This is a genomic window from Pseudarthrobacter niigatensis, assembly GCF_030812615.1.
Classification (GTDB): Bacteria; Actinomycetota; Actinomycetes; order Actinomycetales; family Micrococcaceae; genus Arthrobacter; species Arthrobacter niigatensis.
Genome location: NZ_JAUSTB010000009.1, coordinates 132,235 through 157,172, shown reverse-complemented (window position 1 = coordinate 157,172; position 24,938 = coordinate 132,235). Strand labels below are relative to the sequence as shown.

The following is a 24,938-nucleotide window of genomic DNA, read 5'->3' as shown; positions in this document are numbered from 1 at the left end:
GCCAACTGCCCATTAAATCGCGCGACTTTAATTGGTTAACTCTGCGTGTCGTGACCGACTATGAAGCGGATGGTGCCGCAAGTGAGGCGGAGGTCTCGGGTAAGGGCTGTCTGCATAACCCTCAAGCGCTGACACGGGTGCTGCCCTGCACTCCCCAGACACGCCTGCGGCACCTAGTTTACCGGGCGGAAAGACCGGCTGTTGCGCCCGGTACCGCAGCGGTCAGTCGGCTACTTCCCTGCCGTTCAATTCCGCTACCAGCTCCGCCTTCCGCTCCTCCGTTGCGAAGGAAGAGTGGATGGAGTTCGCTGCCAGCCGCGCCTTGTCGAAATCGGACAGCTCGAACACCGCGGTGAGCTGGGCAAAGTTGTCATCCACGTAGCCGCCAAAGTAGGCGGGATCGTCTGAGTTGACTGACACGTTTAATCCTGCGGCCAGCATGGCGGGCAACGGATGGTCAGCGAGGGTGTCAACGGCACGGAGCCGGACGTTGGACAGTGGGCACACCGTCAACGGAACGCGCGCGTCCACCAGACGCTCCACCAGCTCCGGATCATCCATGCAGCGGATGCCATGGTCGATCCGCTCCACACCCAGGATGTCCAGGGCTTCGTAAATGTACGACGCCGGGCCCTCCTCCCCTGCGTGCGCCGTCAGCCGCAGGCCTGCTTCACGCGCTTTCGCGTACAGCCGCTCGAACTTGGAGGGCGGGTTTCCCACCTCTGCCGAGTCCAGCCCAATGGCGCCGATGGGGGCATCCATGGCCAGCAGCTGGTCCAGGACTTCCAGCGCCGACTCCTCCGGCAGGTCACGCAGGAACGCCGCAATGAGGATGGTGGAGATGCCGAATTCGTCCTCCGAGGTTGCCAGCACCGAGGCGACACCGCTGACGCACGCCTCCAAGGAAATCCCGCGGGAGAGGTGCGCCTGCGGGTCCATCATGATCTCCGCGTGCCGGACGCCCGCGGCGGCAGCCCGTTCAAGGTATGCCCGCGTCATGTCCGCGAAGTCCTGCTCGGTGCGCAGCACGGCCATGTTGGCGTAGTAGAGGTCCAAGAAGGACTGCAGATCGGTGAACTCATACTTTTCGCGGAGCTCGTCCAGGCCCGAGTAGGGCAGTTCAATGCCGTTGCGTTCAGCCAGGGCAAAGATGAGTTCGGGCTGCAGCGTGCCTTCGATGTGCAGGTGAAGTTCGGCCACCGGAAGGGGCTTGGCGGGTACCGCGGGTTCCACGGAGTCCGTCTCGGTTTCGGGCATGGCGCTGCCGCCGGAAAAGTTGTCCATCGGGACAGAATAGTGCCCCCGCGCGATTCGCGCCCGTCCGCACTCGCGGAGGCAGTCCGCCCGCGCTCCTGAACGCACACCGGCGCGGTGGTGGCTATCTATGCGAGGGCCCATCCCCAGCGCGCCGGCGGAATCTCGATTTGATAACGCCCAGACGATGTCTTAGCGTGAAATACATGCCCGTTCGGCGGGCGACTTGATTGCCCGGTGCTGCCTTCACCAGAACTGCCCAGCGGCAGCCACCGACAGTGACCTCTATTCGTCAGGGGCGGGCAGTGGCGCGACGATCTCCGGGGACGGAACCAGCGCTGGTGGCCTTCAGGAGCATCCCCATCATGAAAAACACCAAATTCCGTACTGCCGCGCGCCGCGGAGTCACCCTGGCCGCCGTCTCCGCGGCAGGTTTGGCCCTTTCCGCCACGGCGGCCAACGCAGCTACCCCCACGTCCACGTGGGACGCACTCGCGCAGTGCGAGAGCGGTGGCAACTGGTCCACCAACACGGGCAACGGCTTCTCCGGTGGCCTGCAGTTCACCTCCAGCACCTGGTCCGCGTATGGCGGAACGGGCTCCCCCGAAAACGCCAGCCGTGAACAGCAAATCGCTGTAGCCGAGCGGGTTCAGGCTTCCCAGGGCTGGGGTGCCTGGCCGTCCTGCTCGTCGCAGCTGGGACTGAGCGGCGGCGGCGGAGCACCGGTCCAGAGCGCCCCCGTACAGAGCGCACCGGTGCAGAGCACCCAGGCTAAGAGCGCGCCGGTCCAGAACGCTCCGGTCAGGCAGGCCCCCGCGCCGCGGCACGCAACCTCGGTTCCGCTCAGCGGCGAGACGTACACCCTGCAGGCCGGGGACACCCTGAGCATCGTTGCGCAGAAGCTGGGCATCCAGGGTGGGTGGCAGCACCTTGCCGACGCCAACCTGGACACCATCTCGGATCCGAACCTCGTGTTCGCGGGACAGGTCATCCAGCTTCCCGCGTAGCACCAGCGGACGCTTCACCAGCGGCTTTGGCCGCATTGCCTTTCCAAGGCGACACAGGCAGGTCGGCGATAGACAAATTCCGTTGACCAAAGTACGACGCCGGCACACCCCCACGAGGGATGTGCCGGCGTCGTACTTTAACCGCCAAGCCCTGCCGCCGTGGGCGGCAGGGTCCGGACGGTCAGCTGGCGGGGAGCTCGCGGACGATCCGAACTTTCCAGGCGGACTCGTCACTGGTGTCCAGCAAGGCGACAGTGCCATGCGCAAGGTTCAGTGCCACCCGCTTCACGGCCAGCAGCTCCAAGTAGAGGTGCTCGTTCATGCGGCTGGGGGTGTCGATCATGTACTTCACGGCGTCCCGCAGCTGACGGTAGTTGGCGCTGCGTTCCCGGTGCATGTGCAGTTCCAGGGCGGACCGTTGCTTGAGCCGCGGCTCGTGCCGGTTGAGCAGCGTCACGGCGGCGTGCACTGCAACCACGAGGGTCAGCGAAACGCCATAGATCCACCAGCCGCTGGAGAGCAGGAAGAGGGGCAGGTTTCCGATGGCTACGAGGGCAATGACCACCCTGAGGGCAGCAATGCGGCGGACCGTCCTGGCAACGGCAGCCATGCCGTCGCGGAACCGGTGCTGATCCTTGCGCGCCGTGGCAGGATCGATTGTGAACTCGTCGAGAACCAGGATTCCCTGGGCTTCCGGCCCCAACATCTGTCCGTAGCGGGGCAGTGCGGCTCGGGCGTGGTCGACGGCTTTGTCAGGTGTAGATGTCATGAGAGAGCTTCCAAAACGCGGGGGTGGTTGCGGTGATCTTAGTGGGTCAAGCTGGGAGCCGTATGCAGGTGTCCATTATTTGGACACACCGTCATGCCCCAAGTGGTCCTGGGCACTGTAATTGGAACATCCGCCGCATGCCGTCAGACTGAATAGATGCAAACCTTCCTCCCGTACCCTGACTTCCGCGAAAGCGCCAAAGCCCTGGACACCGCACGGCTGGGCAAGCAGCGGGTCGAAGCCCTGCAAACCCTCCGTGCCTTGGTGATTCCCGGGTACGGCTGGCAGACCCACCCCGCCATCCGGATGTGGATGGGCCACGTGCCCGCCCTCACCATGTACGGACTGGCCATGGTGGACGAATGGCTCGAACGCGGCCACCCGGACAACACACGAGCGAACATCGCAGAGTTCGCGCCGCAGGCCGGGCACCCCGACTACGCCGCCAAAATCGTGATGCCGCCATGGCTCGGAGACCCGGACTTCCACCTGAGCCACCGCTCAAAGTTGGTGCACAAGGAACCCAAGTTCTATGCTCCTGTCTTCCCGGATGCAATTCCTGAAATGGACTATCTCTGGCCCGAACCCCGGCACGAATTCCTGCCGCAGGAGCCGGAAGGGGACCTGCTGTGGATCCTTCGCGAACCGCATGACGACGTCGATCCCCAGTCCCTTTCCACTGTGGCGCTCCCGCCCGTGAACCGGAGCGCTGCTGCCGCGGCCGCGATGTCCGCCGGGGACGACGGCTATTCGCCCGTCTACGTCGAGGACGGCTCGCGGCGGCCGTCGCGTGCGCCGAAGAAAGCGCCGCCCAGGCCCCAGGCGAAGAAGCCCACCCGCAAACGCCAGGCGCAGGAGGAGGCGTTCCGTACCCTTCCTGGCAAGACTCCGGTTGCTGTCCCCTTCGAAAACGGGGCCAGGTTTGCAGTGGGCCAGGTGGTGGGGCGTCCCATTACCCTGGCCGACGGCCGTTTTGGCAGGAATTTTGAAGTCACCGAGATCATCGACCGCTCGGCATTCACCTATCCGGCGCTGCTGCAGGATCCCCGCGTGTTCTTCCCGGTGGAGGCACCGTAGGCCATGACGGTTCTCCTGGCGGGGTGCGGGGACCTGGGCACCGAGGCGGGGCTGCGGTTTGCTGCCCTGGGCCACCGCGTGGTGGGCTGGCGCCGCTCCCCCACGAAACTGCCGGCAGCCATTGAAGGCGCCGCGGCTGACCTGGGCTCGACGGACCTGCCGCCCGTCCCCGCGGACACCACCGCCGTCGTCATCGCTGTTGCTGCGGACTCCCCTACGGAGGAGGCATACCGGTCTGCGTATGTACGCGGGGTGGCAAACGTTCTTGATGCGCTGGACCGGGACAAGGTGACGCCGGAGCGGGTCATCTTTGTCTCCTCCACTGCTGTTTACGGCGATGCGGGTGGCGGCTGGGTGGACGAAAACACCCCACCGGAGCCCGGCGGATTTTCCGGGCGGGTGTTGTTGGAAGCCGAGGGACTCCTGCAGGCCAGGCTCTCGGGGAGCCGCACAGCCGGCGTCTCGCTCAGGCTGGGAGGCATCTACGGGCCGGGCCGGACGCGCCTGATTGACCAGGTGAAGGCGGGCTCTGCCGTGGTCCCTGAGGACGTTCGCTACACCAACAGGATCCACCGCGACGACGCCGCGGCTGCCATCGTCCATCTTGCCGGGAAGGCAGCCGCACCGGGCCCCGTCTGCATCGGCGTGGACAACGAGCCGGCCGACCTGGGAAGCGTGCTGCGTTTCCTGGCGGCCCAACTGGGCCTCCCTTCACCCCGCGTTGGCGATGCCGGGCCGGCCCGTGGGGGCAACAAACGGTGCCGGAACGAGTTGCTCCGCAGCACGGGGTTCACCTTCGCGTTTCCGACGTTCCGCGAAGGGTACAGGGACGTTATGGCAGGGAACGGCGTCCGCCACCCGTGACCGGGGCCGCCGTTCCAAAGTGACCGCCAAGCGGGGCCCGCGCACGGGCTTGGACAAGCTTGGCACGGACTGGGGCAGGGCATGGAGTTTCGGCAGGTTATTGAGACGGTTGGGCAGCTGGTCGACTTCGCAGGAGTCGCAGTCATGGTCGTTGGAGCAGTGGTTTCCCTCCCCATGGCGCTCCGGGGCCATCAGCCGCGGCAGCTTCCGGCGGGCAATGAGAAACTGAGTTTCTACCGTTCCTACCGCCAACTGCTGGGAAGATCCATCCTGCTGGGCCTCGAACTACTCGTCGCTGCCGACATCATCCGCACAGTTGCCGTCACGCCGACGTTCGCCAGCGTCGGAGTGCTGGCCATCATCGTGCTGATCAGGACGTTCCTCAGCTTCTCCCTCGAGTTGGAAATCACCGGGCGCTGGCCGTGGCAAAAGGACCCGTCGGCTGCCCGTCCCCATTCCACCGCCGCGCCCAGCTGAGGGCCCGCTGGGGTGAGCCCACCCCAGCGAAGTGTGTCCAAAGACTGTCCGTTAGGCTTCACCCATGACCGAAAACAGCAGCGCAAGAGCCTCCGAACTTCTCCGCCTACACCAGGCCCCTGAGATCCTCCAGGTGGTCAACGTATGGGATGCCATCACGGCCAAAGTCATCACGGACATCCCGGGAACTACTGCCCTGGCAACGGCAAGCCACTCGATCGCCGCGACGCTGGGCTACGAGGACGGCGAGAACATTCCCGTCGACGAGATGATCAGCTTTGTGGGCCGCATCGCGGCGGCCACCCACCTGCCGGTCAGCGCTGACCTTGAGTCCGGCTATGGGAACCCCGGGGAGACAACCCGCAAAGCCATCGGAGTCGGAATCGTTGGAGCCAATATCGAGGACCAGATGCGCCCGCTCGAGGACGCCGTAAACCAGATGGCAGCCGTCGTGCACGCTGGCGCTGCAGAAGGAATCGACTTTGTCCTGAACGCGCGGACCGACGCCTTCCTCAAGGGAAAGGACCGGGATCCTCAAGACGTTCTTGCCGATGCCATCGCGCGCGGCAAGGCCTTCCTGGACGTCGGTGCCACCACGGTCTTCGTCCCTGGCCTCCTGGACGAGCCCACGGTCACGGCCCTGGTGGAAGCCATTGGCTGGAACAAGGTCTCGGTCATCAACGTGCCCGGGTCCCTGCCGCCGGCGAAGCTGGAGGAACTAGGCGTGGCCCGCATTTCGTACGGTCCCTGGACCCAGAGGGTGGCGTTGACTGCCCTGGCTGACACAGCTGCCAAACTTCTCGCCGGTGGCCAGCTTCCCGCAGACACCCGCCCGCTGAACTGAGAGCTGCGGAGCCGAATAACAGGGCGCTTAGCCATCCGGACCGAGCGAAGGAGTGGGAGGACCTTGACCGGAAACCTGAATGCCGCAGGAGTGTGGCCGCGTCCGCCGGCACTTCCCAGGCCGGTATTTTCCGACCAGAGGTGGCTTGATGCCGTCTTCCTTCACTGGCGCATTCCGGAGGCCGCCGCCGCCGCGTACATGCCTGAGGGGGTTCAACCCGATGTTTTCGACGGCAGTTCCTGGGTGGGCCTGATCGGCTTCCGCATGGAACAAGCGGGACTCGGAACCGGCCCCGGCATCCCGTACCTGGGCAGCTTCAACGAGGTGAACGTCCGGCTTTACTCCCGCGAACCGAATGGGACGCGCGGAGTAGTCTTCCTAAGCCTCGACGCCACCAGGCTGCCGGTGGTTCTGGCCACGCGGGCTGCCGGAATCCCATACGTGTGGTCGCAGATCCGGCAATGGCCGTCCTTTCCCGGCGGCGACGCGCGGCAGCAGGCAACTGGAGCAGCTCGTACACCTGGAAGTGCGAATCAATCCACGGTCGGCTATTCGGTGCGCCGGCTCGGCGCCGCCGGCGCACGCAGCAACTTCGGGGTAATCCCCGATCTGCACACCGCGGCCGTCGACCCTTTATCCATCTTCCTGACGGCGAGGTACGGCATGCACGGGCGCTTTCACGGCAGGAGCATCTACGTCCCGAACACTCACCACGAATGGCCACTTTTTAGCGCCAAGGTCCATCGGCTCCGTGACGGACTGGTGGGGGCGGCCGGTATCAACGTCAAGGGCCCGCCAGAGTCCGCCCTCTACTCCCCCGGAGTCCGGACAAGGTTCGGCCGGCCACGCGTGCTGGGAACTAACGGTTAGGGACCCTAATCCTGGACCGCCCAACACCGTGGACTACTTGCCCAGGCCCGCCTTCCGAAGTGCCTCGGCCATGGCCGTGTTGGCAGGCTGGGGTTTGGGGCTTGACCGGACGCTCCCGCCGGACAGGCCTGCTCCCCGCTTGGCCGGCTGTTGGCGGTCCGGACGCCCGGCACGCTCGGGCGTGCGGCTCCCGGAATCGCGGCGACCGGAACCGGAATCGCGTCGGCCTGAACCTGCGCCGCCGCCGGCGGGTTCGTCGTCGAGCCTCAACGTCAGCGAAATCCGCTTCCGCTCCGGATCCGCCTCCAGCACCTTCACCCGGACCACCTGGCCGGACTTCACCACCTCGCGCGGATCGGACACGAAGCGGTTGGACAGGGCGGATACGTGGACAAGGCCGTCCTGATGGACTCCAACGTCCACGAACGCCCCAAATGCAGCAACGTTGGTTACCGTTCCTTCGAGGATCATGCCCGGCACCAGGTCCGAGATCTTCTCAATGCCTTCCGAGAACGTGGCAGCGGCAAAGGCGGGCCGGGGGTCGCGCCCGGGTTTGTCCAGTTCTGCGAGGATGTCCTTGACGGTGGGGAGGCCGAACGTACCGTCAACGAACTTCTGTGGGTCCAGGGAGGAGGCCGGGGCGGAACCGGCTGCCACGAGGATCTTCCTCGCCACCGCATACGATTCGGGGTGCACACTCGATGCGTCCAGCGGCTCTGCTCCCCCGGTGATCCTCAGGAAGCCTGCACACTGCTCGAAAGCCTTGGCGCCCAGCCGCGGCACTTTCTTGAGGTCGGTCCGCTTGTTGAAGGGTCCGTGTTCATTCCGGTAGGCCACGATGTTCTCACTGAGCAGGGGACCGACGCCGGCTACCCGGCTCAGCAGCGCCGGCGAGGCAGTGTTGACGTCGACACCCACGGCATTCACGCAGTCCTCCACCACGGCATCCAGGCTCCGGTCGAGCTTCGACGCTGTCACGGCGTGCTGATACTGGCCGACGCCGATGGACTTGGGATCGATCTTCACCAGTTCAGCGAGCGGATCCTGCAGCCGGCGGGCAATGGAAACTGCGCCACGCAGCGATACATCCATCCCGGGGAGCTCCGCCGCGGCGAGCGCCGAGGCGGAGTAGACCGATGCGCCGGCCTCGGACACCACAATTTTCTGGGGTTTCCGGTCCACCTCCGGAAGCAGCTTGATCAGTTCAGCAGCCAGTTTGTCCGTCTCCCGTGAGGCGGTCCCGTTGCCGATGGCCACGAGTTCGACGGCGTGCTGCCGCGCCAAACGCACCAAGGTGGCCAAAGCTTCGTCCCATTTCCGCGCCGGGGCATGCGGGTAGACCGTGTCAGTGGCAACCACTTTCCCGGTGCCGTCCACCACGGCGACCTTCACCCCGGTCCGAAGCCCTGGGTCAAGGCCCAGGGTGGCACGGTTGCCGGCTGGTGCGGCCAGCAGGACGTCCCGGAGGTTGGCGGCGAAGACCCGGACCGCTTCGTCCTCAGCTGCGGCGAACAACCTGGCGCGGAGGTCGGAGGTGAGGCGGGCCAGCACACGTGAACGCCAGGCCACCTGGGCAGTCTGCATCAGCCATGCGTCGGCGGGGCGGCCCCGGTCGGCGACCCCGAGGAACCTGGCCACCGCAGACTCGTAACGGGCGCGGGCGGCAGTGAGGGCAGCGTCGTCCGAAGGGTCGGCTTCAGCGAGGTCCAGCTCAAGGACGCCGTCTTTCTCGCCGCGGAACAGCGCAAGCACCCGGTGGGACGGCATCCGGTCCGGCGCCTGCGCGAACTCGAAGTAGTCCGCGAACTTCTGGCCTTCGGCTTCCTTGCCCTTCTTGACGCGGGAGACCATCCGCCCCTGGGTCCACATCCTGTCGCGCAGGTTGGCGGCGAGGTCAGGGTCCTGGGCCACGCGCTCCACCAGGATGGCGCGGGCACCCGCGAGCGCGGCGGCAGGATCACTGATGGCGTGCTCACTGTTGAGGTACTTCCCGGCCTCGTGTTCGGGGTCCAGGTCCGGCCGCTTCAACAGCGTGTCCGCGAGGGGCTCCAGGCCTCCCTCCCGGGCCATCTGGGCCTTGGTCCGGCGCTTGGACTTGAACGGCAGGTAGATGTCTTCGAGCCGCGACTTGGTGTCTGCGGCCAGGACCGCTTTCCGCAACTCCGGTGTCAACTGGCCCTGCGCTTCTATCGCGTCGAGGACTGCACGACGGCGGTCCGCCAGTTCGCGGAGGTAGCGGAGCCGTTCGTCGAGGTCGCGAAGCTGGGTATCGTCCAGCGTGCCGGTGGCTTCCTTGCGGTAGCGGGCGACGAAGGGAACCGTCGCCCCGCCGTCGAGCAATCCAACCGCAGCCTTGACCTGCCAGTCCTTGACCTCCAGCTCGGCAGCGATCTGGGCGAAGATCGCGTCCTCCTCCGATGCGCGGGAGGGGGCGGACGTGGTGGCGGGGGCAGGCAGTTGAGTCACCAGAACATCTTGCCTTACCGCGCTGCCGGGCTCCACCGGAATCCGTGCGGATAGGGGTTCGGCGGGGCAAGGGAGGTATTCCGCTGGGCCCGGCAAAGTGCTGTAGTGGACATGCCGTTACTGGTACCCATGCTCGAGGAAGAGGCCATCATGCGGGAATTGCTTGTGGTGTTTCAGGAGGGGTTCGACGAGGCCAACGTTACCGTGACCGTCAACGGCAAGGAGGTCCGCCGGGACTTGGGGATCTCGACCAATCCGCTGCTCGGGATCGCATCCGAGGTGTCCGTCGAGCTCCCGGCGAAGGGTGCACAGGTGGGGGTCGAAGTCACCAATCGGGGCCTGAAGGCCATCACCAAGGTCAGCGGGAAGCCGAAGAGCGTGCTGGTATCGATCGAGGATGGGCGCTTGCTGATGAAGGAAGGCACAGGCCGCGAGGCTGTTCTTTAGCCCGTTTTCCAAGCGGCGAAATTGGCTCTGGCAGGAGTCCATTCGTTGGAGTATCATCTGATCACCGCCGGCATCCGATGGAGTCCGGCGGGCCACATTATCCTTCTGCCGGAAAGTCGTCGGATGACCTTCCGGTACAGCTGCCCGGGACCAGCACCCCTGACAGCCCACGACGGCGGCACCCACGGTGGGTGCCGCCGTCGTTGTCTTGTCCGGGTTGGCCAGTGGGTCGCTTAGCCCTGGTACACCGGGTAGTCCGTGTACCCGGTGGCGCCATCTGCGTAGAAGGTGGAGGCGTCAGGTTCGTTGAGCGGGAGGCTTTCCTTCCAGCGCCGGGCCAGGTCCGGGTTGGCGATTGCCGGGCGTCCCACCACGACGGCGTCTGCGTGGCCTTCGGCCACCAGGCTCACGGCTTCTTCCCGGGTGGTGATGACACCGAAGCCGGTGTTGACCAGGAAGGTGCCGCCGAAGCGTGTACGGAGGTCCTGGACCAGTTCGCCGGTGGGTTCGTGATGCAGGATGCTCAGGTAGGCCAGGTTGAGCGGTGCGATGCTGTCCACGAGGACCTCGTAGGTGGCGCGCACGTCGGCTGCGTCGGTTTCGGCGATGCCCTGCACGTTGTGCTCAGGGGAAATGCGCACGCCCACCCGGTTCGCGCCGACGGCTGCCACGACGGCGTTGATGGTTTCGATGACGAAGCGGGCCCTGTTTTCCGGTGACCCGCCGTAGCTGTCCGTCCGGACGTTGGAGTTCGGCGCCAGGAACTCGTGCAAGAGGTAACCGTTGGCGGCATGCAGTTCCACGCCGTCGAATCCTGCCTCAATCGCGTTCAGCGATGCGTTGACGAATTCCTGGATGACCATGGGGAGCTCGTCAGTGGTGAGGGCGTGCGGCACAGGATAGGGCTGCTTGCCTGCCGGTGTCCGGACCACGCCATCAATGGCTACTGCGCTGGGGGCGACGATGGGCAGGCCACCGGTGATATCAGAGTGGGAAACCCTGCCGCCGTGCATGATCTGGGCGAACATCCGGCCGCCTTCGGCGTGGACGGCGTCGGTAACCTTCTTCCACCCGGCAACCTGCTCCTCGGTGACGATACCGGGCTGGCCCGGGTAAGCCTGGCCGACCGGCGCGGGGTAGGTGCCCTCGCTGACGATCAGGCCCAAGGAGGCGCGCTGGCGGTAGTGCTCGGCGAGGAGCGGGCCGGGGACGCCTTTCTCACCCGCGCGAAGGCGGGTCAGGGGCGCCATCACCAAACGGTTGGGAAGTTCCAGTTCACCGAGGGTGAGCGGGGAAAACAGCATGCGCAGTTCCTTTCGAAGGCTGAAGACGTACTGTCCTTAGCAACTGTGGGGCGCATGCAACTATTCCGTGCCAGTCGATGGTGGGACGGGGATCACAGGTCCACCTCAGGGCCCGCGCTATCCGCCCACGCCCGGGCAGCCTTGGCCCTGCGGATTGGCGTTGCAGTCGTCGGCATAGTTGCGGGTGAGGGACCGCCACACGCTGATGGTTTGCGGTGTGGCGTTGAACTGGCCTTGGCCCGGGATCGGCAGCGGCGGCCCGGAATTCACCGAGTAGGTGCCTTGGAACGAGGTGGTCAGGACCACCCGGAAGTCGCCTGTGGAGGCATACGCGTGGCTGGTCCGGGTCTTCTCGCCCCAACGGTCCTGCGGCAACGGGCCGCCCATGGAAGGTTGCGGGCCGAAGACTGTGCCGTCTCCGTAGTTCCATATGTACTGGACCGGCGTGGCGACCACGTGAACCTTCTGGCCGAACATGGTGATGTCGAACTGCTGTTCAGTGGCTTCTGCGTAGAAGTTCGTCTCGGCGCCGCGCAGCGTGTTGGGGCTGGGCTGGGCCACGACCGCACCAGCACTGACCGGGAGGTTCTGGAACTGCCGTTGGATGTCGGCAGCAATCCGGGGCAGGAGGTCCTCGGGTTTCGGATCGTAGAGGCAGGTGGGGCCGGAATGGTGCGCCCACACTGCTCCCGGCACACCCCGCGGCCGCGACAGCCACATAACAGGGATGCCCTTGGCGCCGTCCTCCCGGTCTTTGCAGTCGAGCTGGCGGGCGAGGCAGGGCGTATCGAAGTCGCCGCCGCCAAGGTGGCACTGGAGCTCGTATTTGTACTCGTTGGGGTCTGTACTCACGGCGCCAGGTTCCGCTCGGCGGAACTTGCCTGTATCCGGGTCAGGTACCCAGTCGTCAGCGCCTATCTTTATCCCTGAGTCCACAAATCCCCCACCAATCCGTGGATTCTGTTTTGATCCATCTTCGGCATATGCGGTCACGAAAGAGGCCGTTAAGAGCACCATGCAACTGGCGAGAATTACGAGGATCTTACCCAAGTAACCCACCGCTACCGGATCAGACCCAAATCATTGACTACCCATCCGGAGTCTGCGAAGTTCAACATCGCTACGCTGCCGGAATTCGTTGCAGCTGTCTTCTCTTGATACGGGCTTCCGTCTTGGTTACGAATGACCAGTTCCTTCTGGAGAACTTGGAGAACCACCTGTGTTGAGCCGTCCGTTGAAGGCGTTGCGGTCGCAACGGGGATTTCTATTTGGCCACCAGATACCCACTTGCCCTCGGCCCAAGCGGCTTCGATATCAGCAACGAGCCCCTGACAAAAAGCGCAGCCAGGCTTCGAGAGTTTCGACAAGGCATCCGTGTCACCAGTCTCGTACGCGTAGCTCAGAACCGAGAACCAGTATTTAGTGAAGGCTTCTGCGCCTTCTTTCGTCTCCGTCTTGGCCACTTCCGGAAGCACAGGAACCGGGACGTTCTGGGCTGGGCCGGAAGCGTCGGCGGGCTTGTAGACGGCACTCGGCGTTGAAGTGGGAGTGGCGGCGGCGGTGGCTGTCGGCGTCTCGTCGGCCATCTGGGACGACGTGCCGCCCGGTCCTGGCGACCCTCCGGAGTTGCAGCCGGACAAGGCGAGGGCCAAACCGACAACAAGGGCCGCGGCACCGGACCTGGAAACTCTGGAGTGGAAGGCCCCCGACGGGGCAACGCGTGACGCGAAGGAGTTCTGTGATGTCATGGGCCGCTAATCCCCCAGTAGTTTCAAGACGGCTTGTTCCGGACAGTGACTTAAGGGTAGCCCACGTCACAATTCGGCGGGATAGTTATCCACAGCCCTAGAGCCCAAGAGTTGTCTACCACCAGGAATCCGACAAACGAAGTCACAAAGAAAGCCGGCGCACCTAAGTGCACCGGCTTCCTAATAAACCGCCCTACTTTGGTGCGGGCAGCACCAGCTCCCCCGTCTTGTCCGTCGACAAGGCGAGCGATGAAACATACTGCGGGCCGCCGTCGGACGCGTCCTGGGCGGAACGCACCATGTCCGGCCGCTCAAACTCCAACCCCGTCACGTGGCACAGGAGCTTGGCGTCGCTGGGATTCCCGTCGGCGTCGAACATGGGCAGGTCGATCCCGTCGTCGAATCGCCGCAGGTAGAACTTGCCGCGGGTCAGAACGGCCAGTACCGGTGGCAGGACCAGCGCCAGTCCTACGGCGAAGATAGGCGAGTACGGCTGGATCGCGGCACCAAAGGCCCCGAAGAACACGGCAATCGAAACCCCTGCGGACACCAGCATGGACACGAAGCCAACAGGGTTCACGGCGTACAGCATGCCGCGGCGGAACTCAGGCACCTTGGGGGAAATCCTGAGGAGGTACTTGTTGATCGCGATATCGGACGCCACCGTGACAACCCAGGCCATGGCGCAGTTCGCGTAGAACCCGAGGATGGTGTTCAGGAAATCGAACATGTTCGCTTCCATCAGCACCAGCGCGATCAGCAGGTTGACCACCACGAACACCATCCGGCCTGGGTAGGTCTTGGTGATGCGCGTGAAGGAGTTGGTCCAGGCCAGCGAGCCGGAGTAGGCGTTGGTGACGTTGATCTTGATCTGCGAAATGACCACCAGCACCACGGCCAGGGTCATGGCCAGCCAGGCCGGCATCATCTCCTGGTACACGCCAAGGAACTGGTGCACGGGCTCATTGGCGGTGGCGGAGGCGGCAGGATCCAGCGTGGCGATCAGGTAGATGGCGATGAACAGGCCCACGATCTGCTTGATGGCCCCGAAAATCACCCAGCCCGGCCCGGCCAGGATCACTGCCCGCCACCAGGCGGCCCGGTTGGCATCGGTGCGCGGCGGCATGAACCGGAGGTAGTCGATCTGCTCGGCAATCTGCGCCATCAAGGACAGGCACACGCCGGCGGCGAGCATCACGGACGCAAGGTTCGGACCGCCGTCGCCCGTTGCACCGGTGTAGGCGAAGAAGCTGTCGATGCTCTCCGGGTGCGAGACCAGAAGGTAACCCACAGGCACCACCATCAGGAGCAGCCACAGCGGAGTGGTCCATACTTGGAGCTTGGCCAGCGTGTTCATGCCGTAAATGACCAGCGGAATGATGAGCACAGTAGACGCGGCATACCCGAGCCACTGCGGAATGCCCAGTCCCAGCTCCAGCCCCTGCGCCATGATGGAGCCCTCCAGCGCGAAGAAGATGAAGGTAAACGTGGCAAAGATGACGTTGGTGACCACTGAACCGTAGTAGCCAAAGCCCGAGCCGCGGGTGATCAGGTCCAGGTCGATGTTGTAGCGGGCCGCGTAGTAGGCCAAGGGAAAGCCGGTGGCGAAGATGACCACGGCTGCCACCAGGATTCCCAGGATCGCGTTGACCGTCCCGTAGGAGATGCCGATGTTCGCCCCGATCGAGAAGTCCGCCAGGTAGGCGATACCGCCCAGCGCGCTGGTGGCCACCACTCCCGCGCTCCATTTGCGGTAGGACCGCGGCGCGAACCGCAGCGTATAGTCCTCCAGGCTTTCCTTGGTGGCGTTCAGTGCGGCGGTGTTGCCTGCCGTGGGGATCGCCGGGGAGCGTCCGACGACGGCGGCACCAGCAGGTGCCGCCGGTTCCAGCAGTTGGGTTGTGTCTGTGTCGTTGCCCATTGGGTGCGTCGCTTTCGTTTGCAGTCAGCCGTCATGGCCCTGCGTGCGACGCTATCCAGCCGGAAATACAACCCGGTCACAGCCCTGTTTCCGGACTGTTAAGCCTTGACGGTGTTGTCAAAAACACAGCGAAATGGGGGCACAAAGCCTCTGGCGCGTTTCTACCTCACGTAGAAGAATGGCCGCATGATGTTTGAACACGCGGACGGCAATCCTGTCCTTGAACTCGATGATGAGCAGTCGTGGCGGCTCCTGGCGGCAACGCAGCACGGCCGGCTGGTGGTCTCCGTTGCCGGGGAGCCGGATATCTTCCCGGTCAACTATGTAACCTCCAACCGGAAGCTTTACCTGCGCACGGCGCCCGGAAACAAACTGGCGCAACTGACCATCAACGCCAAGGTACTGTTCGAAACCGACGGCATCCTGTCCCAGGAGGCCTGGTCCGTTGTCCTGCGGGGGACGGCGCGGGTGCTCAGTAATTCGGACGAACTCGCCGCCATCGAGGAACTCGGCCTGAAAACCTGGGTCCCCACGCTCAAGGACTTCTACGTGGAGATCGACCCCAAGTCCGTCAGCGGCCGCCACTTCGTGTTCGGCGAACAGCCGGAACGGGAGATCTAGGCACTCCTAGACTGGGAAGATGCCGGACACTTCCAGCGCTGACAACGCCTCAGCTGACAAGCTCACGCCCGAGCAGCGCAGCTGGAACATGTCCCGGATCCGCGGAAAGAACACCAAGCCTGAGCTGGTGGTGCGCCGGTTGCTGCACGCCAGGGGCTACCGGTACCGGCTGCACGGCAGTTCCGGCGGCAACAGGCTGCCGGGGAATCCCGACCTCGTCTTCGCCGCCCGGCACAAGGTAATCTTCGTCAACGGCTGCTTCTGGCATTTCCACGACTGCCGGGTGGGCCTGCATGCCCCGAAGGCCAACGCCGAGTTCTGGGCTGCGAAACGTACCCGGACCCGCGAGCGTGACGCCGGCCAGCGCCGGCAGCTCGAAGACGCCGGCTGGGAAGTGCTGACGGTCTGGGAGTGCGAGCTGAAGGACCGCTCAGCCCTCGAGGACCAGTTGGTGCACTTCCTCGAAGCCGGCGCCTGGGCCAAGCAATTAAGGAAATCTTGAGGCAATCTTTAGCTGCTGCCGGCACTGTCCTTGATCCTGGCACGGCACGATGAACGGGTTGCCGGCGATCGGGCGCCGCCACTGACAGTTTCGGAGCAGCCTATCCCCTATCCCCTAGCTTCTCCGTGCCGACAGGGCGGACTTGAACGCCGACGCCGACGAGTCACTGCTGTTGATGCGCCAGTCTGTTTCCTTTTGCATGTGGAACCAGACGAAGCCCATGACGTCCGGCTGGGCGGCCAGGTAGGACACCAGGTCCGTGTTCCAGGCCGCCTTGGAACCGCCCAGTTCGCTGGACGCCGTTTCCGCTATCAGCACGGGTTTCCCGGGGGCCACGGTGCGGAGCTGGGAGATGCCGGGGCCGAGGAGGTCCACCGGGGAAACCCAGCTGCTCCAGGTTTGCGAGGTGCCCCAGTTATAGCCGTCCAGGGCCACAATATCCGCGTACCCCGGACCGGGGTACAGGCCTGCCAGGTCGGTGGAGCCCGAGTACGGCACGTTCGGCGACCATACCCACTGGACATTAGCGGCGCCCGTGGCGGCAACGACGTCGTGGACGTGCCGCCACGCGGCCACGTAATCTCCGGCCTGGTTGCCGTTGACGCCTTCAGCCCAGGGATACCAGTTGCCGTTCATCTCGTGGGCGAATCGCAGCATGACCGGCTTGCCCCAGGCCGCGAGGGACTGGCCCCACTGGCTGATGTACCCGTCGAAGTCCCCGGCAGTAATCCGGGCCAGCGAATACGCGGGCTGGTTGACGCCGCCTCCCCATGCCCAGGGCTCCCAGGTGACCAGGGGCGTGGCTCCGCGGGAGCGGACAGCGTCCAGCTCAGTGATGGGCGGGGACTGCAGGAAATCCTTGTAACTCATCACGATGGAAGGGATCTCCCCGGACACTGTGGCTACCTCGTCCAGTTCACTGCTGGCCAGGGGTCCCCCCGGAGTGGCCGCTCCAAAACGCAAGGGGGCAGAACTGATTGTTGGAGCCGGCGCCGGGGCCGGAACGGGCGCCGCCTGCACCACGAAGGTTGCGGATGCCTTGATGGACGACGTCTTGGCGGTGATGGTGAGATTCCCGGTGGGCGCTGCCGGAATGGTGATGCCCGTGCTGAATGCCCCTTGCGAGGTGGTCTGGAACGCAAAGGTTGCGGAACCCACAATCACGGTCCCGGTGGTAGAGGCTTTGAACCCGGTTCCGGTGACTGTCACGGCGGCACCAGCCGGACCGGAAGTGGGATTGAGCGAAACTTGCGGTGACGTGGCTGCTGCGCTGGCCGGCTGGATGACGGACACCGCCAATCCAACCCCGATTATGAGCGCGACAAACAAGGACCTCAGTATTCGGAACACGGCAATCTATCCCCAGATTGAAATGCGGCCGCGGCCGCCGGTGGCGTCAATGCAGAAAGCACTGGCCTTGATCCTAAGGGCAGAAATCCGCACTCCCATCAAGAAAACCACAATTCTTGCCGAGTCTTCTGCGAGGTCATGGGAACAGTCCTAACCTGAAAAAGAGCAAGCGTTCCGGCCCCACCGCCCTGTTTCCCGAGTCAACAAAGCCAGCAGAAAGGAGTGTCATGAGCACATCAGATGATGCCCCCAGGCCGCTGGTAGACCAGTCCGTCCTGGACCGGCTGCGGGATGAACTCGAGGAGGAGGAGGGCTACAGCCGGGTCTTCGTGGGGAACTTCATCGACTTCCTGCCGCAACGGTTGGGGCGGTTGCGGCTGGCCCTGACCACCGGCGACCTGGAAGGCTCCATGGACGCGGTCCTGAGCCTGAAAACCTCAAGCCAGATGGTTGGCGCCGAACGCTTGGCCGGCCTGGCCCTCGAACTGGAGAACGAGATCCGGACCGAAGCCCGCCACGCGGACATGGCGGTGGCGCTGCCCCGGCTGGCCGCCACGTACTTGCGGCCCATCACCCAGTGCAGCAGGCAAACCATGCACCGGCTGCAGGCTCAGTGCTGCCCCGGCGCCAAGCGGTAACCCACCCCGCGAACCGTCTGCAGCCACCGCGGCTGCTGCGGTGAGTCACCCAGCTTCTTGCGCAGGTTTCCCATGTGGACTTCCACAGAACGTTCGTCGGCCTCGCTGATGTAACTGCCGACGTCGTAATCCTCGTCCCGGAGCCGCCGCACCAGGTCGGATTTGGTCCTGACAGTGCGCCCGGCTTCCAGCAGGGCATACAGGAGTTCGAATTCCGTGCGGGTCAGGTTCATCTCCTTGCCGTCAACTGTGACGGTGCGGGAGGCGTAGCTGAGTTCCAGGCCGTTGTGGCTGAAGTTTCCGCGCTCCGGATGGGCCGCGCTGTCCGCGCCGGCATCCACTGAAACTTCCTGCGGGTCAGGAGCAGTCCGCGGCCGGCGCATCATCGCCGCCACCCGGGCGCGCAGCTCGCGCGGGCGGAACGGCTTGGTGAGGTAGTCATCGGCCCCCGATTCAAGCCCGATCAGGGTGTCCAGTTCCTCGGTGCGCGCCGTCAGCATCACGATGTACGCATCCGAGAACTCGCGGATCTGCCGCGAAACCTCAAAGCCGTCGATATCCGGCAACCCCAGGTCCAGGGTGATGACATCGGGATTGAGGCTCTTGGCCATCAGGACGCCCTCAGCGCCCCCGCTGGCGACGGTCACGTCAAATCCAGCCTGGCTCAGCACAGTGCGAACCAATTCCCGAATGTCGTGGTCATCCTCGATGACCAGACCCACACGTGCCTCACTCATAGAGCCCCCTCAGTGCCAACGTCTGAAGTATAGCTGGCTGCGGATATCCTGCTGGTATGGTCCCGCACACCCCCGCGTCCGCGTCCTCCGCCGCATGAGCAACCCCACCGCCTGGTCCTCGGGACGGCTGCGGTTCTTCAGGCGGCCGTTCCATGAGTACCGGCTGACGGACCGGGTGGCGCTAAGCCAGATGCCGTTGTTCGTAACTACGCTCCTCACGGCATTCCTCGTGTGGGCGTTTTTCCCGGACACCATGGACAATCCCCTGTTCGTCACGTTCCTCGTCTCCCAACTGGCCATCATGGCGCTCTGCTACATCATTCCTTGGGAGCGGCTGCCCTACACCAGTTTCCTGGCGATCCCGCTGCTCGACTTTGTCTCCATTGCCGCAGGCAGGGAAGGCGGCCAGGAAAGCCTGACGGGAATCAGCCTGCTGGCCGTGTTCCCCGTCATATGGCTTTGCGCATCGGGTTACTACCCGCGGGCTGCACTGTGGTTTTCCTTCCTCGGTCCGCTGGCCATCATCTGGGTGCCGCTGCTCCTGAAGGGCAACTACACGCCGCAGGACTTCGCCCGTTCACTGCTGTTGCCCGTCATGATGCTGGGCATCGGCGTGTCGGTGAGCGTCCTGACCTTGAGCATGATGCGCCAGCAGGCGCAGCTGGAAGAAAAGGACGAGCAGCTGCGTGCCAGCTTGCGGACCAGCAAGCGCCAGGAATCGCTGCTGAACACCGTGCTGGACACCGTCCACCTGGGGGTGCTGGCTGTCGATGCGGACGGCCACGACATCCTGATGAACCGGAAGCAGCGCGCCAACCATGAACTGGCCCGGCCAAAGAACATTGCTGACCCCAACGAATCGCAACTGCTGGTCTACGGCCCGGACCGGAAGACTCTGGTCCCCGTCCGGGAACGTCCGGTCAGGCGGGCCGTCCTGGGGGAAACCTTCACCGACTACCTGGTGTGGCTGGGTGACGGGAAGGACCAGCGGGCACTCGTGACCACCGCCCGTGCCATGAAGGACTCGGACGGCAACTTCACCGGCTCGGTGGTCGTCTTCAGCGACGTCACGGACCTGGTGAACGCACTCACCGCCAAGGACGACTTCGTATCCAGCGTCTCGCACGAATTCCGGACCCCGCTGACATCCATCCTGGGCTACGTCGAAATTCTGCTCGCCGAAGACCAGGACGATCCCCAGCGGGAAATGCTGGAAATCATCCGCCGCAATTCTGAGCGCCTCCTGACACTGGTGTCAGACCTGCTGGCCAGCCGGAACGGCCAGCTGATCGTCTCGCCGGACGCCGTGGATGTTGCCGAGCTGGTACGCAGCAGCGTGTCCTCGGCGTTGCCCCGCGCAGCCGCCGCCGGCGTGGATCTGCGGGCGGAGACCCCGGAACGGCTGGAGGCCCGCGTGGACAGCGCCAGGATCTCCCAGGTACTGGACAACCTGGTGTCCAACGCCATCAAATACTCCCCCGACGGCGGCGAGGTGGTGGTGTCGCTGGCACGGGAAGACGGCCATTTGGCGTGCCGGGTCAGTGACACCGGGATGGGCATGAGCTCGGAGGACGCTTCCGAGGTGTTCGCCAAGTTCTTCCGGACCAGCAACGTCCGGCGCACTGCCATCCCGGGCGTGGGCCTGGGCCTGCCCATCAGCAAGGCGATCGTAGAGGCCCACGGCGGGACCATCGACGTCGAAAGCACGCTGGGCGAGGGGACGACGTTTACGTTCCGGGTTCCGGTGTAGCAGTCCTGAGCACCTCGCCCCAGGATTGGGAGGCAAGTTCCCGGATGGATGCCAGGATGGCCGACGGCGGCTGGCTGAGGTCCAGCGGGAACTCCACGATGTCGATGTCGGTGTTCAGGATGCGGCGGAGTTTCATCTCGCCTTTGCCCGCGTAGACCAGCCAGGCGGTGGGCACGGCCAGGGCGGTGCAGTGCGCCAGCATCTGGTAATGGTCGGCGGTCAGGGACGCACCGGCGTCCGACGCCGCCCGGTACTTGGCGTTGTAGGCCACCACAGGGCGTCCGCCGAGCATGTGGACGGCATCCGGGCGCACGGACAGCCGGTCGGAGTCGCGCACCGCCTCGCTGAGGAGGGCGTTGTACCGCAGCCGCAGTTCCCCTGGATATGACGCCATGGCGCTGCGCAGCGCCGTTCCCACGAAGTCTTCGAAAACCTGGGCCATGTCCACCACGAACGACGCCGTCTGCTGCCTGCCCTCACCCGCTTCCGCGGACGCGTTGCGCAGGACCAGCTCAGCCAGGCGCAGCACGGAGTGGTAGCGCAGGTTCATCCGGGTGGGTTTCCACGGCGGCACCGGGCTGCCGGCTGGAAGGCGGGTGACGGCGTCGAGCTTTCCCTTCAGCTGGCGCAGCCGGCCCAGTACCTCCGGCCGCACGCCGGGCACCTGGCCCATCCGTTCCAGGGCCGCCCGCAGGATCCGGTTCTCGGCGATGTCCTCGGTGAACTCGTCGTAGGAGACCTCCAGCGGAACCAGCATGCCGGGGCGGCGGGAGATCTGGTCCGAGATCCGGATCCGGCCCTTGACCGTGCGCAGGGATTCGTCCACGGTCAGGTAGCCCCGCAGGACCCCGCGGCCCAGGGCACGTTCGGCGAGCTGCGCCAGGGACTCCGCCAGCGCGCTCCACAGGTCCTGGTCTTCCTCGGCAGCCACCAGGTCCGGCCGGAAGCCCTGCTCCCCCGCATAGCCGAGCAGGAAGAGGAGCCGGCTGAGGCCCAGACGGTCCTTGGGCCGGACGTCCAGCTGCAGCGTTGAGGTGCGCACAGAGCCTACCTTGCCCACCGGCTCGATCCGGTACAGCCCCATGCCCATGGGCGAGGCCTTGGCCAGGCCACTGGAATTCAGGAAGGAAGCGCTGGGCGCATCCAGCCGCTCCACCAGCCCGCTGGACAGCTCGTCCAGGACCAGGTGACGCACGGACGCCCTGGGGTCAGCGCGCTGCAACGCGTCCCAGCAGCTGGTCCAGCCCGAACCGCTCCTCCAGCTGGGCCCGCGTCAGCTGGCCGTGATAGTGCTCCTCCAGCAGCGGCATGAGCTCGTACTTCCAGATCCGGCGCAGGCCGGCAGGGGTCTGGGCTGCCGGCTTCATGAAGTACGACGGGCCGATCATCAGGTCCCGGTCCCACTCGTCAATGGCCCCGTTGAGCGCGTCCAGCAGCAGCGCCGGGGTGGTATCGAGCTCCCTCGCCTCCAGGAACCGGAGCAGGGAGCCCTTGACCGGCTCCGTCTGGGGGTGGAGTTCGATGAAGGAGAAGCGCCGGCGGATAGCCGCGTCCATCATCGCGATGGAACGGTCGGCGGTGTTCATGGTGCCGATGATGTAGAGGTTGTCCGGCAGCGTGAACGGCTCGTTGGGGCTGTACTGCAGGTAGATCCGGTCATCGCGGTACTCCAGCAGGAAATACAGCTCGCCGAACACCTTGGCCAGGTTGGCGCGGTTCATCTCATCGATGATCAGGAAGTACGGCTTCTTCTCATTCCCTGGCTTGGCGGCTTCCTCCGCCAACCGGCGCAGCGGCCCGGCCACCAGTTTGAAGGACACCTGGCCTTCGTCCGTCTTATCCGGCCGGTAGCCCTCGAAGAAGTCCTCGTAGGCGTAGGACGGGTGGAACTGGACCAGCTTGACGCGTTCGTCCGTGGTGTCATCCGCCAGTTCCGCGGCGAGATGCTTGGCCAAGTACGTCTTGCCCGTGCCGGGAGGGCCGTAAAGCACCAGCTGGCGGTTTTCCTCCAGCAGGTCGGCGATCTCCTGGAGAGGCTCCAGCTCCATGTGCAGCGAGGCTGCGAATTCCTGCGTCAGCGGGCGGAAGCCCTCCTGGACAGGGAGGACGACGACGGCGCCCTCAGTGTCGCCGTCGGGCTCGGTTTCCGCTTCGGCCGGCAGCAGCGCCTGCAGCGCCTGGACCACGCGGGTTACGTCCACCACAATGCCCGGGGTGGCGAGCTGCCGCTGCACGTGGCGGGGAAGGCTGGTGGTGGTGTGGCCGTCGTCGAACCAGCGCACCTTGCGGCGCAGGCGCCGGTTGTCGTCGTTGTACTCGGGCTCCCCCAGCACGCCGCCAAGCCGTACGGTTCCGGCGTGCTGGTACAGCACCAGGTCACCGGGCTTCATGACGGTCAGGAAGGCAAAAACCGCGGTTTTGGTGTCCTCGCGTTCCACGTAGCCCAGGTGCTTGTAGTCCTCGTCCACGGCATGCTGCACCAGGCCGGCGGTCACGCCGGGGTCCAGTGTGCGGAGATGCTCGACGTCGAGGGTCACCTTCTCCTCTCCGTGCCAGGCAGTGAGCAGGTCGGCGTGATCGCTGTGCGTCCGAAGCAGCCAGGCGCGCCGGCCGGGGTCGCCCACCTTGCGCCACTGGCTGACCAGCTGGCGGGAGTACCAATCGATCCGCTGGCCCGCCTGCTCGTCCAGGTGCAGCCGAATGCAGTGGATGTCAGCGGTGATGTCCTCTTCCCCGTCACCTTTCGCCCCGCCCACCAGGGAGGCGAACGCGTCACGGATTTCCTGGCGTTCCACGTCCGCCACCACGGGCTCGAAGTAGCTGGGCCAGGCCAGGAACTCGATGCTGCGGCGGATGGCAGGCTGGTCATCCGGGGTGGAGGCCGCGAGGCGGTGGAACTGCAGCGGATCCTTGATGGCGGCCTGCACCACAGCGGCCGGCCGCTGTGCGACGTTCCGGACGAACCGGCACAGCCACTTCAGGTGGTCCCAGATGGTCCAGTTGAATTCAGCCGTCCGGTCACGGATCACGCCGTGGTCCGTCATGCCCGCGTAAAGCTCTTCGGGAAGCTCCAGCGGCGGCTCCAGCCAGCCGGCGGCCTCGGCCACGCGGGCGCGCTTGACCTTGAGGGATTTCACTTCGTGGGCCAGCGGAAGGGACTGCAGGAAGAGCAGCTCCACCGCCAGTTGCTTGGCTCCACGGGTGGCGCCGTCCAGGTTCTCGCGGAGGTTGGTCATCATCGGGGCCTTGGCGTCCGGGATGCCCCGTTCCAGGCGGTCCAGCAGCTCCGAGGCCGCCGCGACCGACCACGTCCGGGTCCGCCCGTCCAGCGGCGACGCCTTCCCCTGCAGACCCGGGCCAAGGACGAACCACGCTGCGTCTTCGATCTCCCTGGAGATGCCGAGGGCGCGGGTCATGGCAACAGTGGCAGTGGGGGTCATGCCCTCAAATTTACAGGGTCAAGCTGGGCGGCCGCTCCACGGGCGCCCGGCCGCCCTTCCGCCGGACTGGGCTACTTGGCGGCGGCGGAGTGCTTCCGGCCGAAGATGAAGTAGCCCATGGGGCCGATGAAATTGACGAAGGACGCCGCCCGCCACGCGGCTTTGGGACCGTTGATGAGTTCTGCCGGCCGCCGGGAGATGTCGCGCTGGGCGGCAACCAGCAGGGAGACCTGCACCAGGCCCGTCACAATGGTGCCTATCTTGGCACCCGGTGACATCTCCTTCCAGGTCTTCTTCTTCCGGGCGGCGCGGTTCTTGTTGCTGGCCATGGCGGCTTCCTTTCGCTGTACAACGTGTTGCAGGTCTGGGTGATGCTGGGGACCTGGTTCCAGTCCACGGGTCCGGGGCAGCCCCGTCCAGAGTCTTAGTGCCTGTATGGAGCCATCCGGTCTTTCTGCTCCTGGCTGAGCCTCTGCACCCGGCCCGTCGCTTCATCCACGAACGCCAGATGGCTGCTGGCCTTCACGCAGTCCTCCCGCGTGACGGGGTCCTGGAGCAGGTAGTGGATGTCGAAGCTGGCGCCCTTGACGGCACCGATCCATACCTGGACCACCGCCGGAACGTTGCGGTACTCCAGGGTCCGGACATAGCGGATCTTGTGGTCCACCACCAGGGCGAGGGTGCCCTCGGGGACGTCGTTAAACAGGGACACCGGTGGTTCAATGCCGGGAAGGCCCGCGCCCCGCGGCGGTCCGAAAGCCGCGATCCTGGCTTCCTCCAGCATCCGCACGATCTGGACGTTGTTGATGTGGCCATAGGCGTCCATGTCGCCCCAGCGCATTGGCACCAGCA

The 24,938-nt window shown here is 65.1% G+C and carries 24 protein-coding genes; 11 read left to right on the top strand and 13 right to left on the bottom strand.

What is annotated here, in order from left to right; genetic code table 11:
* Positions 1-222 precede the first annotated feature (222 nt).
* Positions 223-1,284, bottom strand: coding sequence for an adenosine deaminase (locus J2T23_RS14250; protein ID WP_246857364.1), 1,062 nt, complete (start codon positions 1,282-1,284; stop codon positions 223-225).
* A gap of 335 nt (positions 1,285-1,619) precedes the next feature.
* Between J2T23_RS14250 and J2T23_RS14245 the strand changes: the two genes are divergently transcribed.
* Positions 1,620-2,261 carry a LysM peptidoglycan-binding domain-containing protein gene (locus J2T23_RS14245; RefSeq protein ID WP_141157951.1) on the top strand — a complete coding sequence of 214 codons (642 nt, stop codon included), beginning with the start codon at positions 1,620-1,622 and terminating at the stop codon, positions 2,259-2,261.
* 181 nt (positions 2,262-2,442) lie between these two features.
* On the opposite strand, the gene J2T23_RS14240 is transcribed toward J2T23_RS14245, so the two are convergent.
* Positions 2,443-3,030, bottom strand: a complete 588-nt coding sequence (locus J2T23_RS14240) for a hypothetical protein (protein ID WP_141157952.1) — start codon at positions 3,028-3,030, stop codon at positions 2,443-2,445.
* A gap of 156 nt (positions 3,031-3,186) precedes the next feature.
* On the opposite strand from J2T23_RS14240, the gene J2T23_RS14235 reads away from it, so the two are divergent.
* From J2T23_RS14235 to J2T23_RS14215, 5 genes are all read left to right on the top strand, one after another.
* Positions 3,187-4,107 carry an MSMEG_6728 family protein gene (locus tag J2T23_RS14235; protein WP_307360931.1) on the top strand — a complete coding sequence of 307 codons (921 nt, stop codon included), beginning with the start codon at positions 3,187-3,189 and terminating at the stop codon, positions 4,105-4,107.
* 3 nt (positions 4,108-4,110) lie between these two features.
* Positions 4,111-4,971: an SDR family oxidoreductase gene (locus J2T23_RS14230; protein WP_307360929.1), complete on the top strand. Its 861-nt coding sequence runs from the start codon at positions 4,111-4,113 to the stop codon at positions 4,969-4,971.
* Positions 4,972-5,052: 81 nt separating this feature from the next.
* A complete protein-coding gene (locus tag J2T23_RS14225; RefSeq protein ID WP_307360927.1) occupies positions 5,053-5,448 on the top strand; it encodes a DUF1622 domain-containing protein in 396 nt (131 codons plus the stop codon).
* A 64-nt stretch (positions 5,449-5,512) separates the two neighbouring features.
* Positions 5,513-6,292 carry an isocitrate lyase/PEP mutase family protein gene (locus J2T23_RS14220; RefSeq protein ID WP_141157956.1) on the top strand — a complete coding sequence of 260 codons (780 nt, stop codon included), beginning with the start codon at positions 5,513-5,515 and terminating at the stop codon, positions 6,290-6,292.
* A gap of 63 nt (positions 6,293-6,355) precedes the next feature.
* Positions 6,356-7,162, top strand: coding sequence for a YqjF family protein (locus J2T23_RS14215; RefSeq protein WP_141157957.1), 807 nt, complete (start codon positions 6,356-6,358; stop codon positions 7,160-7,162).
* A gap of 33 nt (positions 7,163-7,195) precedes the next feature.
* On the opposite strand, the gene J2T23_RS14210 is transcribed toward J2T23_RS14215, so the two are convergent.
* On the bottom strand, positions 7,196-9,619 hold the full coding sequence (locus tag J2T23_RS14210) for a Tex family protein (RefSeq protein WP_370871451.1): 2,424 nt from the start codon (positions 9,617-9,619) through the stop codon (positions 7,196-7,198).
* A gap of 138 nt (positions 9,620-9,757) precedes the next feature.
* On the opposite strand from J2T23_RS14210, the gene J2T23_RS14205 reads away from it, so the two are divergent.
* The gene (locus J2T23_RS14205) at positions 9,758-10,075 is read left to right on the top strand and encodes a hypothetical protein (RefSeq protein WP_141157959.1); all 318 of its coding nucleotides are present in this window, start codon (positions 9,758-9,760) and stop codon (positions 10,073-10,075) included.
* Between the two features lie 233 nt (positions 10,076-10,308).
* Here J2T23_RS14205 and J2T23_RS14200 read toward each other — a convergent pair whose 3' ends face one another.
* The 4 genes from J2T23_RS14200 to J2T23_RS14185 all read right to left on the bottom strand — a co-directional run bounded on the left by J2T23_RS14200 (position 10,309) and on the right by J2T23_RS14185 (position 15,048).
* Positions 10,309-11,379 carry an alkene reductase gene (locus J2T23_RS14200; RefSeq protein WP_141157961.1) on the bottom strand — a complete coding sequence of 357 codons (1,071 nt, stop codon included), beginning with the start codon at positions 11,377-11,379 and terminating at the stop codon, positions 10,309-10,311.
* Positions 11,380-11,496: 117 nt separating this feature from the next.
* Entirely contained in the window at positions 11,497-12,231 is a 735-nt protein-coding gene (locus J2T23_RS14195) for a hypothetical protein (protein ID WP_307360910.1), read from the bottom strand.
* Positions 12,232-12,440: 209 nt separating this feature from the next.
* Positions 12,441-12,965, bottom strand: coding sequence for a DUF6318 family protein (locus tag J2T23_RS14190; protein ID WP_307360908.1), 525 nt, complete (start codon positions 12,963-12,965; stop codon positions 12,441-12,443).
* A 355-nt stretch (positions 12,966-13,320) separates the two neighbouring features.
* On the bottom strand, positions 13,321-15,048 hold the full coding sequence (locus J2T23_RS14185; protein ID WP_307360906.1) for a purine-cytosine permease family protein: 1,728 nt from the start codon (positions 15,046-15,048) through the stop codon (positions 13,321-13,323).
* Positions 15,049-15,234: 186 nt separating this feature from the next.
* On the opposite strand from J2T23_RS14185, the gene J2T23_RS14180 reads away from it, so the two are divergent.
* A complete protein-coding gene (locus J2T23_RS14180; protein ID WP_141157963.1) occupies positions 15,235-15,669 on the top strand; it encodes a pyridoxamine 5'-phosphate oxidase family protein in 435 nt (144 codons plus the stop codon).
* Positions 15,670-15,688: 19 nt separating this feature from the next.
* Positions 15,689-16,171 (top strand): very short patch repair endonuclease, encoded by a 483-nt coding sequence (locus J2T23_RS14175; protein WP_307360905.1) that lies wholly within the window; start codon positions 15,689-15,691, stop codon positions 16,169-16,171.
* A gap of 114 nt (positions 16,172-16,285) precedes the next feature.
* Here J2T23_RS14175 and J2T23_RS14170 read toward each other — a convergent pair whose 3' ends face one another.
* Positions 16,286-17,470, bottom strand: a complete 1,185-nt coding sequence (locus tag J2T23_RS14170) for a glycosyl hydrolase (RefSeq protein WP_442439576.1) — start codon at positions 17,468-17,470, stop codon at positions 16,286-16,288.
* A gap of 278 nt (positions 17,471-17,748) precedes the next feature.
* On the opposite strand from J2T23_RS14170, the gene J2T23_RS14165 reads away from it, so the two are divergent.
* Positions 17,749-18,159 carry an Hpt domain-containing protein gene (locus J2T23_RS14165; RefSeq protein WP_141157966.1) on the top strand — a complete coding sequence of 137 codons (411 nt, stop codon included), beginning with the start codon at positions 17,749-17,751 and terminating at the stop codon, positions 18,157-18,159.
* Here J2T23_RS14165 and J2T23_RS14160 read toward each other — a convergent pair.
* Positions 18,132-18,896 (bottom strand): response regulator transcription factor, encoded by a 765-nt coding sequence (locus J2T23_RS14160; RefSeq protein WP_210411285.1) that lies wholly within the window; start codon positions 18,894-18,896, stop codon positions 18,132-18,134. The genes J2T23_RS14165 and J2T23_RS14160 overlap by 28 nt on opposite strands.
* Before the next feature lie 94 nt (positions 18,897-18,990).
* On the opposite strand from J2T23_RS14160, the gene J2T23_RS14155 reads away from it, so the two are divergent.
* Positions 18,991-20,646 (top strand): sensor histidine kinase, encoded by a 1,656-nt coding sequence (locus J2T23_RS14155; protein WP_307360900.1) that lies wholly within the window; start codon positions 18,991-18,993, stop codon positions 20,644-20,646.
* On the opposite strand, the gene J2T23_RS14150 is transcribed toward J2T23_RS14155, so the two are convergent.
* From J2T23_RS14150 to J2T23_RS14135, 4 genes are all read right to left on the bottom strand, one after another.
* The gene (locus tag J2T23_RS14150; protein WP_307360897.1) at positions 20,624-21,868 is read right to left on the bottom strand and encodes a 5-methylcytosine restriction system specificity protein McrC; all 1,245 of its coding nucleotides are present in this window, start codon (positions 21,866-21,868) and stop codon (positions 20,624-20,626) included. The two genes, J2T23_RS14155 and J2T23_RS14150, sit on opposite strands and share 23 nt — an antisense overlap.
* The gene (locus tag J2T23_RS14145) at positions 21,855-24,086 is read right to left on the bottom strand and encodes an McrB family protein (RefSeq protein WP_307360894.1); all 2,232 of its coding nucleotides are present in this window, start codon (positions 24,084-24,086) and stop codon (positions 21,855-21,857) included. Before J2T23_RS14145 ends, J2T23_RS14150 begins: the two co-directional genes overlap by 14 nt.
* A 71-nt stretch (positions 24,087-24,157) precedes the next feature.
* Complete coding sequence (locus J2T23_RS14140) at positions 24,158-24,415, bottom strand: PLD nuclease N-terminal domain-containing protein (RefSeq protein ID WP_141180857.1); 258 nt, start codon at positions 24,413-24,415, stop codon at positions 24,158-24,160.
* A gap of 95 nt (positions 24,416-24,510) precedes the next feature.
* Positions 24,511-24,927: an acyl-CoA thioesterase gene (locus J2T23_RS14135; RefSeq protein WP_141157970.1), complete on the bottom strand. Its 417-nt coding sequence runs from the start codon at positions 24,925-24,927 to the stop codon at positions 24,511-24,513.
* Positions 24,928-24,938: the final 11 nt, after the last annotated feature.

Bases quoted from the DNA above. Each gene is read 5' to 3' on its own strand.
- J2T23_RS14140 (WP_141180857.1), bottom strand. From the start codon at position 24,415: ATGGCCAGCAACAAGAACCGCGCCGCCCGGAAGAAGAAGACCTGGAAG.
- J2T23_RS14160 (WP_210411285.1), bottom strand. From the start codon at position 18,896: ATGAGTGAGGCACGTGTGGGTCTGGTCATCGAGGATGACCACGACATT.
- J2T23_RS14235 (WP_307360931.1), top strand. From the start codon at position 3,187: ATGCAAACCTTCCTCCCGTACCCTGACTTCCGCGAAAGCGCCAAAGCC.
- J2T23_RS14225 (WP_307360927.1), top strand. From the start codon at position 5,053: ATGGAGTTTCGGCAGGTTATTGAGACGGTTGGGCAGCTGGTCGACTTC.
- J2T23_RS14220 (WP_141157956.1), top strand. From the start codon at position 5,513: ATGACCGAAAACAGCAGCGCAAGAGCCTCCGAACTTCTCCGCCTACAC.
- J2T23_RS14135 (WP_141157970.1), bottom strand. From the start codon at position 24,927: ATGCGCTGGGGCGACATGGACGCCTATGGCCACATCAACAACGTCCAG.
- J2T23_RS14145 (WP_307360894.1), bottom strand. From the start codon at position 24,086: ATGACCCCCACTGCCACTGTTGCCATGACCCGCGCCCTCGGCATCTCC.
- J2T23_RS14230 (WP_307360929.1), top strand. From the start codon at position 4,111: ATGACGGTTCTCCTGGCGGGGTGCGGGGACCTGGGCACCGAGGCGGGG.
- J2T23_RS14245 (WP_141157951.1), top strand. From the start codon at position 1,620: ATGAAAAACACCAAATTCCGTACTGCCGCGCGCCGCGGAGTCACCCTG.
- J2T23_RS14205 (WP_141157959.1), top strand. From the start codon at position 9,758: ATGCTCGAGGAAGAGGCCATCATGCGGGAATTGCTTGTGGTGTTTCAG.
- J2T23_RS14180 (WP_141157963.1), top strand. From the start codon at position 15,235: ATGATGTTTGAACACGCGGACGGCAATCCTGTCCTTGAACTCGATGAT.
- J2T23_RS14175 (WP_307360905.1), top strand. From the start codon at position 15,689: ATGCCGGACACTTCCAGCGCTGACAACGCCTCAGCTGACAAGCTCACG.
- J2T23_RS14155 (WP_307360900.1), top strand. From the start codon at position 18,991: ATGAGCAACCCCACCGCCTGGTCCTCGGGACGGCTGCGGTTCTTCAGG.
- J2T23_RS14185 (WP_307360906.1), bottom strand. From the start codon at position 15,048: ATGGGCAACGACACAGACACAACCCAACTGCTGGAACCGGCGGCACCT.
- J2T23_RS14250 (WP_246857364.1), bottom strand. From the start codon at position 1,284: ATGGACAACTTTTCCGGCGGCAGCGCCATGCCCGAAACCGAGACGGAC.
- J2T23_RS14200 (WP_141157961.1), bottom strand. From the start codon at position 11,379: ATGCTGTTTTCCCCGCTCACCCTCGGTGAACTGGAACTTCCCAACCGT.
- J2T23_RS14165 (WP_141157966.1), top strand. From the start codon at position 17,749: ATGAGCACATCAGATGATGCCCCCAGGCCGCTGGTAGACCAGTCCGTC.
- J2T23_RS14240 (WP_141157952.1), bottom strand. From the start codon at position 3,030: ATGACATCTACACCTGACAAAGCCGTCGACCACGCCCGAGCCGCACTG.
- J2T23_RS14190 (WP_307360908.1), bottom strand. From the start codon at position 12,965: ATGGCCGACGAGACGCCGACAGCCACCGCCGCCGCCACTCCCACTTCA.